Raw genomic sequence first — 7,052 nt, 5'->3', positions numbered from 1 at the left:
CTTTTTCCACTGGGACACGGCCCCCGGGGTCACGCCGAGGACCTCGGCCACCTCGACACCGGGCATTCCTTTGTCCAGCAGCGTCATGGCTCGCAGGCGACGCCGCTCCAACTCCTCCGCTGTGCCTAGGGGTCTCATGCATGACAATATCGGTTCAAGCAATACACTTTATTTACCCGATCAATGGTCAATAGGTTCGTTTCTGGTTGCGCTACAACTGACTGTAGGTACGCGGCGTCGAAGGTAGCGTGATCATGATCTGCAGCAGGGTCTAACGGGTCCAAACGCCGCATCACGGCAAGATGGATAAGAGTAAGAAGCCCTTCAAAGTTCAGGTGCTTCTATCAGCCGTGAGATATTGATGCTGCAAATCTGAAGGAGACACGCGCATGAGGTGCAAGAAGCCCATCCTCCGTTGTTCTGGCCGCTGCACAATTTCGTTCGCGTTGCTCCTGCTCGGGCTTAGCACCTCGGCAACGAGCGCGGGTGACGTGGGAGTTGGCTTGGCCTCCCCCCGGTTTCATACCAGTCTCTAAGTTACACCGACCGCAGGAGTGAGGTCGGTTAGAGCCAATCTGTTCAGCATGAAGGCTCACGGGTTTCGAGCGCACATCATTGATTTCACAAACGGTTTTGATCGGATTCCTTGCCGAGAAGCGCGTTTCGGACCGACGCCGCAGCCTACGCCCCTCATGATGCGAGTGCACAAACCACTGTTTCTCCTGAGATTCTGGTTGCAGCTCACTGGCTTGACGCTTACAGTCTGGACTCGGGTCGCTTCTATTGTCGTGCACTCTCGGACAGCTCGCAACATTCGTTTCCGGCTCTATTGCCATTGAGGTCCCCCGTCATTCACCTCTTTTGCTGTCGGATGTTTAGGAGTTTAAACATGTCTGGCGCGCGTTCTTCTGGTTCCCACCTTGCGATATTCTTGGCTCTCAGCTTGTCGTTTTGCGTTCCTGCGGCGAGCGTCGGGCTCGCGTTGGCAGCTGCGGGCGATCAATTGGATTCGCGTGATTCTGCCCGCAACGATGGCGCCAGGGCGCCGGAGGATCGTGGCGAGGCGGTCCAGCCGCTGAAAGGCACATCGTCCAAGAGCAATCAGGACGTACGTGTCGACGGTATCGGCCGAGAAACAGTGCACAAGGCTTCCACGGCTCGGAGTCGATCTCCGAAGTTTGGAGCAAGCGAGAGTGGCCTGATGATTGAAGGCCGCCGCGTGCGTGTGGCCGAGTCCGACTTCTCGGGTCAAATCATGAGCGAGTTGGCCTCCGGTGGCACGGTCCCGCCGGGCGACGCCTGTGAATGTGACAACGATTGCGCGAATTGGAATGGGCAGTGTAACGAGGCCGTTTGTCAAGAAGACGAACTCCAACCCGGTATCCATCGTTGTGCGGTCCGCCCCAGTCCTGCGTTGAGCGAGTGCGAAATCGACGGCCTGTACTGCACGCGAGATTACTGCGACGGCTTGGGTAACTGCTTTGTCGCTCCTTTGGTCATCGGCGGGACGACTCCACGCACGCCATGTCTTCATACTTGTTCCGGCGGTACGGCTTCCGGTGAGCGTTGTTTCTTCGATGGCGATTGTCCCGGGGGGGGTATTTGCCTGCCGAGAATCGACCAAGCGATGGGCGGGTCATTCACGACTTGCGATGAGGCAACGAACAAGTGCGGCGTGAGCAATAGCGGCGCGTTTCTTGGCCGTTGCTGCACGGGTGCAAACGCCGGAAGCCCCGGCGTCTGCTCGTACACAACCTTCGCCGGTTGTGCCGGCTTCTGGTCGCGGATCACCGATCCGTTCGATTTGAACGAATGCAATTGCCCCGAGTATTCGGCGGGCATGGCCCCGGCCGACGAGGGTTGCACGGTGACCGCCGGCGTCGAGGCGCCTGCAGGCTGCGCGCGTTTTGTCACGGGCACGAACAGGCGTTGCAGCATTAGCAGGTCGCTTTGTCGCAACGCTACACTCGACTGCCACAAAGTGTGCGACGCGGGTCCAGACGTCGGTCTGGGTTGCTCGGTGAACGCCGACTGTGATCAGATCGGCGGCACAGCCACGTGCGTTGCGCAGACCTGTGATGTTGATGCGAATCTCTGCGCCACGGGCAATTACAGCGTTGGCGACGACTACACGCTTGCCAGTGGCCTGTATATGCGTCTCAGCCAAATCCGCTTTCGAGGCGGTGTGGATACGGATGGTGATGTTTTGTCTTTTGAGGTCTTCGACACGACCGCTCTCGCATGCAGCAACGGAGCCGGCAATTGCGCTGGTCTATCCGTCGGCGATTCATGCGGAGTCGGCGCTGGTACCTGCGTTGGTCCGCTCCGCGTGGCATCCTTCGGCGGCTTTAGGTTCGCGGAGTCCGGCATGAAGAACTATACGCTGACGGTCGACTGCGGCACGTTGTGCGACACGAGCACAACTCCCGACGAGCAGCCGGATCCCGCAACGAATGTCATTCCGCCCGCTGGCCACCTGGTCATGCGGGCCTCTTCCACGGTAGATAGTCGGAACAATGTTCTAGAACTTAGCCGCGGCTATTGGGCGCAGGCCGGTGCGACGCAGGTTGGTTCCACCAATCCGGATGGGATGTGGCTCGATCACTTCCCCAATCAGCCGGTCATGGCAGGCACCGGCCGGCTCATGTTCGAGCTCATCGGTGAGACGGTTCCCGATCCGGCGGCCGCCTGCTGCGATCCGCCGATTGCCGGTACGCCGGGAACGCCGGGTACCTGCTCCGATCTCCAGGGGTGGGAGTGCACGAAGTGCATCGGCGGTCCGTTTGACGGACAGGTCTGCCGCAACACGAACGACTGCGGCGGTCTCGCCGTCAGCGTGTGCAGCGACATTGACTGGAAGGGCAAGAAGTTCGATTCGGCTCCGGCCGGCGAGCTCTGCTCCTCGGGCGTCTGCAACATCGGCGCCTGCTGCGATGACAACACGGGCGAGTGCACCGAGACGGCGGACGTGGACTGCACGGGCGCGGGCCAGACGTTCCTCGGCCTGGGCACGACCTGCGATCCCAACTGCTGCCAGCAGGCCCCCACAGGTGGCGACTGCTGCGGCACCCTGTACTGGTGCGAAGGTGATCCTTCGGCGAACGCCTCTTGCAACGCGGGCAACGTCGGCTCGGCTTGCGGATCGGGCGGTACCTGCCAGGAGTGCTCGGGGGCGACCGTGTTCCAATTCACAGTTCCGCCATTCAGCAGCGGTTTCTGCCAGCATAAACCGTCGATCGCGTGCGACGGATCGAGCTTGTTCTGTTCGACTTGCGTGGGTGATGCCACGGGTGATGTATTCTGCAACTCCGACCCGGTTGGAAACGATGGCATGCCCTGCGGTTCGGGGGGTATCTGTACAATCGCGGGCGACTGCGTCCCAGGTGCGGTTCGCGTCGTGCGGTCATTCAGCGGTATCACACCGGACGCTGCTCAGTCCGATCTATTCGGCAGCGGCGATGGCGACGGATGTGTGCCAAGTTCGAGCGACCCAGGATGGTACGAGGTCATCGAAATCGACAAATGCGCTGTGGTCACCGTTGACTTCTGCTGCACAACGCCGACGCTCTCGCCCGTCTGGGTTGTCGTCACCGAGTGCGAGGCGGCCAATCCGGATTGCGCGCACAATCCGAACATCTATTGGGAGGATGGTGGATTTGGTCCCAACGAATTCATCACGGGTGACCCCAATCGTGCGAACGTATTATGTGCCGATGGTAATGCGTCGGTGCAGTGGACGCTGCGTGCCGGCCGGTGGGCCTATGGTATCTTCGCTCAGGGCGCCTGCGAGAACAGCACGACCGAGTGTGCCAGCAACGATGACTGCCCAGTGGGCGTGCCTTGTGAGAGCAACGCCGGCCCGTATCAGGGCCACTGGACCGTGACCGGCTGCCGTCAGGCGGCCTGCTGCCACGCTGCCGGCGCTCCGGGCACGCCGGGTCCGGGTGCGACCTGCTCTGTCACAGACATCCTGGACTGCGAGGGCTTCCCGGTGATCCGACGGTTCGAGCCTAACCTGGGCGGCGACTGGCTGGGTGACCTGGCAGGTGGCATCGTCGACGACTGCTCGGATTTCCCGTGCAGTCTCGGTTCCTGCTGCGTTGGTCCAGATCAGTGCGACGACAACGGCGGGTTGGGGCAAACTCCAGGCTGCGGTGGCAACCCTCAGGGCATCTACCATGGTGGCATGAGCTGCGCGGATGACTTGTGTCGGACGTGCACGATCGATAGCTCGGCGAACTGCCAGTCCGACGAGCAAGTGCTCTCATGGGCGAGCGATGTAACATCCGGCTTCCGCATTGCGGACGACTTTATCCCGTTGTCCGGCACGATCGAGCGACTCTGCTGGGCATTCACTTGGTCGGAAATATGCGAGCCCCCGGAACGGCTGGCGCCGCCGGATGACGTGTGGTCGATCGTCATCTATGAATCCGACCCGGTCACGGGTCTTCCGTTGGAGGGAGCGCCGGTGTTCTCGGATGCCGCTGTCATACCTGACGGGTCCAGCAACAACAACGACGCGGCGTACATGATCTGGACCTATACGGCTCCGATTGGACCGGTCTCAGTCACGCCGGGAAATTGTTATTGGCTTCAGATTCAGGGCTACGGTGACGGTGGCGACGGGGTCCACCGGTGTTTCGCCTACTGGATGTCCACTTCGGTTCTCGACTCGACAGGCACGTTTTCCCTACCGTCCAACGCGGGAAACAACTTCTGTTTGAACAACAACGGCAGTAACGCGTTTGCGGTGACGGACATCGACCATTCGGACTTCACGTTCTGTGTTGACTCCGGAATCCAATCGCAATCGACGCCGGGCGTGGATGGAGGCTGCGGGGTGCCAAGTTTCGCCTGTTGTCGCCCAGGTCCAGCGGGTGTCGGCGTGGCACCGTCGTGTATTGACACAATCACCAATCCTGGTCTGACGGTGAACGACTGCCTCCGCGAGCACCGCGGCATTGTCTGCCCGGGCAAGACGTGCTCCACCGCTTCATGCGATGCGTCGAACCCGACGAACGACATTTGTTCGAATCCGCCTCTGGCGGCATTGATCCCGGCCGATCCGCCCAATGATGACTGCGCGAACGCGACGCCGATCGGACCCGGTGACTGCGTCATGACGTCCAATCTCGGTCGCTGCGCAGGGGACTCAGACATCTTTTGCACGTTATCGCCCGATGACTGTCCGCCAGATATCGGTCCGTGTGTAGCGTATTTCAACGTGGCCTACACTTGCGGATTGGTTGATCCCGGCGGCCTTGCTCCCTTGTACACGAAGGTGGACAATCGCCTTGCCAACCGTGACGGTCCTTTGTCGGAGGCTGGGCTCGGACCCGTAGAAGACTGCCCGACAACTTCGCCATCGTCCGTGCAAGCTGACGTCTGGTTCACACTTGTCGCGCCGTGCAGTGGAGAAGCCGAATTCCGTACGTGCTACTCAAGTCGCGTTTTCGATGGCCGAATCGTCATCCATGAGGGCGTGACAAATAATTGTGTGTCCTGTGGCTCGCTGAACTTCTCCTCACGAATAGCCTGCCAGGACGGAGGCTGCGCGGATTATTACGACGCCTTCCAGCAAAGTTGGTCTTACGGCGCCGACCGAGGCCACTTCCTTGTCAGCAATGGCAAGTGTTACACGATACGTTTCGGTGGTTATGCCTTCAGCAGCAGCACCGTAAGCGGCGATTCAATGCTCCCGGCCTACGGAATTGCAGACATGGAACTGAACGTGCACTGCATTCCTGTGGGAGCGAATGCGCCCCTGGGGATCACGACGTATCCGCACGGTGCCACAAAGCAGCGGTACATCAGCTTCGCGCCGGATGCGGGCCACACCAACCACGCCTACCGTGTGAAGGACGTCGGCTCGGGCGCGCAGTACTACATCAGCACCCCGCGTACGACGCCGGCATCGGTGGTGGGACAGGGCCTGACTTTCGTGGTGTCCGACGCAGCACCGATCATCCATGACTGGACTGGTTTGTCGGCGATCCATGTTGGCGGCTGTATGATCGCTCCTGGCGATGGAAATGTGGTTTTCGGTCGGGAATACGAAGTGCGTGCGACGACAAACGGCGTGGATTTCTCACCGCCACTCACACTTTACACCGCAGCGAGACCGGCGAACGGGCGCTTCTGGGCAGACATTGCGGGCACTTACTCCGTGGCAGGTGACGGAACGACATCACCACCAACTCCGCCGTTTAGCTGGACGCCCCCAAATCGGGCGGTCTCCGGTTTCGATATTAACGCTGCGTTTACCGCGCCGCACGTTACTTGGAGGGATGTAAACCCCGAGCTGACGGATCGGGTGAGCATCGGGCCGGACATCCTCCGTGTAGTCAACGCGTTCAGCGTTGGATCGGGCAAGGAGTACTATCCGTACGCGTATCCGGAACCAACGCCGTTCCCCACGGGTATTCACGGGCCGACGCCTCCGTCGCCGGCGCTGTGCCCGCCGCCGCCGTTGATGACTGAACTGATGCCGTAACGAATCGCCATTCGTCTGTCAGATTGGCTCGGTGTTCAAGAAGAACGTACGTTCAAGCTTCGATTCGTCACCGGGATCGTGCGTAAGCCAAGAGGAGCCGAGAATGAACGGTCGAGGACAGTTCTCGGTAGTGTTCCAACCTTGTACCGTCCAGCGCAACATTATTTGCCTACCTCAGTAATGGGGCGTCTCCAGTTGGCTCACTTCGACGGCGTGGCGGCTGGGGAGATCGTTCCTCTGGTGGCGACGACCGGCTCCAGCGGGACTTGGTGGGCTGTCGCGTCATCCTGCGAAGTCGAGTAATCGCGATTCGCAGTTTGTCAGGACGATCACCACAACGACACGATACTCGGTTCCCGGCGCTGTTTTCCAAGGAGCGCCCGGCCCAGCCCCATGACGGCCGCCACGATTCCGTCGATACGTTCCGTACTCTTCTTCTTGGATGGCTTGATGTTCCCGGCGGCGTCGAGCTCGACCGCCACGTTGGCGGCCATCCAACGGAGAACCGGGTTGCCCCCGTGGCGAAGCCGCCCTGACACGACGAGCTTCTCCAGCTCCT

3 protein-coding genes are annotated in these 7,052 nt (G+C 60.5%); 1 reads left to right on the top strand and 2 read right to left on the bottom strand.

All coding sequences use genetic code 11. The annotated features are described in order from the left end of the window. The coding region (locus J5J06_09125; protein ID MCO6437234.1) for a helix-turn-helix domain-containing protein at window positions 1-138 on the bottom strand (138 nt) is incomplete at its 3' end. A 1,063-nt stretch (window positions 139-1,201) separates the two neighbouring features. Between J5J06_09125 and J5J06_09120 the strand changes: the two genes are divergently transcribed. After that, complete coding sequence (locus J5J06_09120; protein MCO6437233.1) at window positions 1,202-6,493, top strand: hypothetical protein; 5,292 nt, start codon at window positions 1,202-1,204, stop codon at window positions 6,491-6,493. A gap of 329 nt (window positions 6,494-6,822) precedes the next feature. Here the strand turns inward: J5J06_09120 and J5J06_09115 are convergent. Continuing rightward, window positions 6,823-7,052: hypothetical protein (locus J5J06_09115; GenBank protein MCO6437232.1), on the bottom strand; the 230-nt coding region annotated here is incomplete at its 5' end.

It is taken from the genome of Phycisphaerae bacterium (genome assembly GCA_024102815.1).
GTDB lineage: Bacteria > Planctomycetota > Phycisphaerae > UBA1845 > UBA1845 > JAGFJJ01.
Note: the sequence above shows the minus strand (reverse complement) of the source record. Positions and strands in the feature narration are given on the sequence as shown.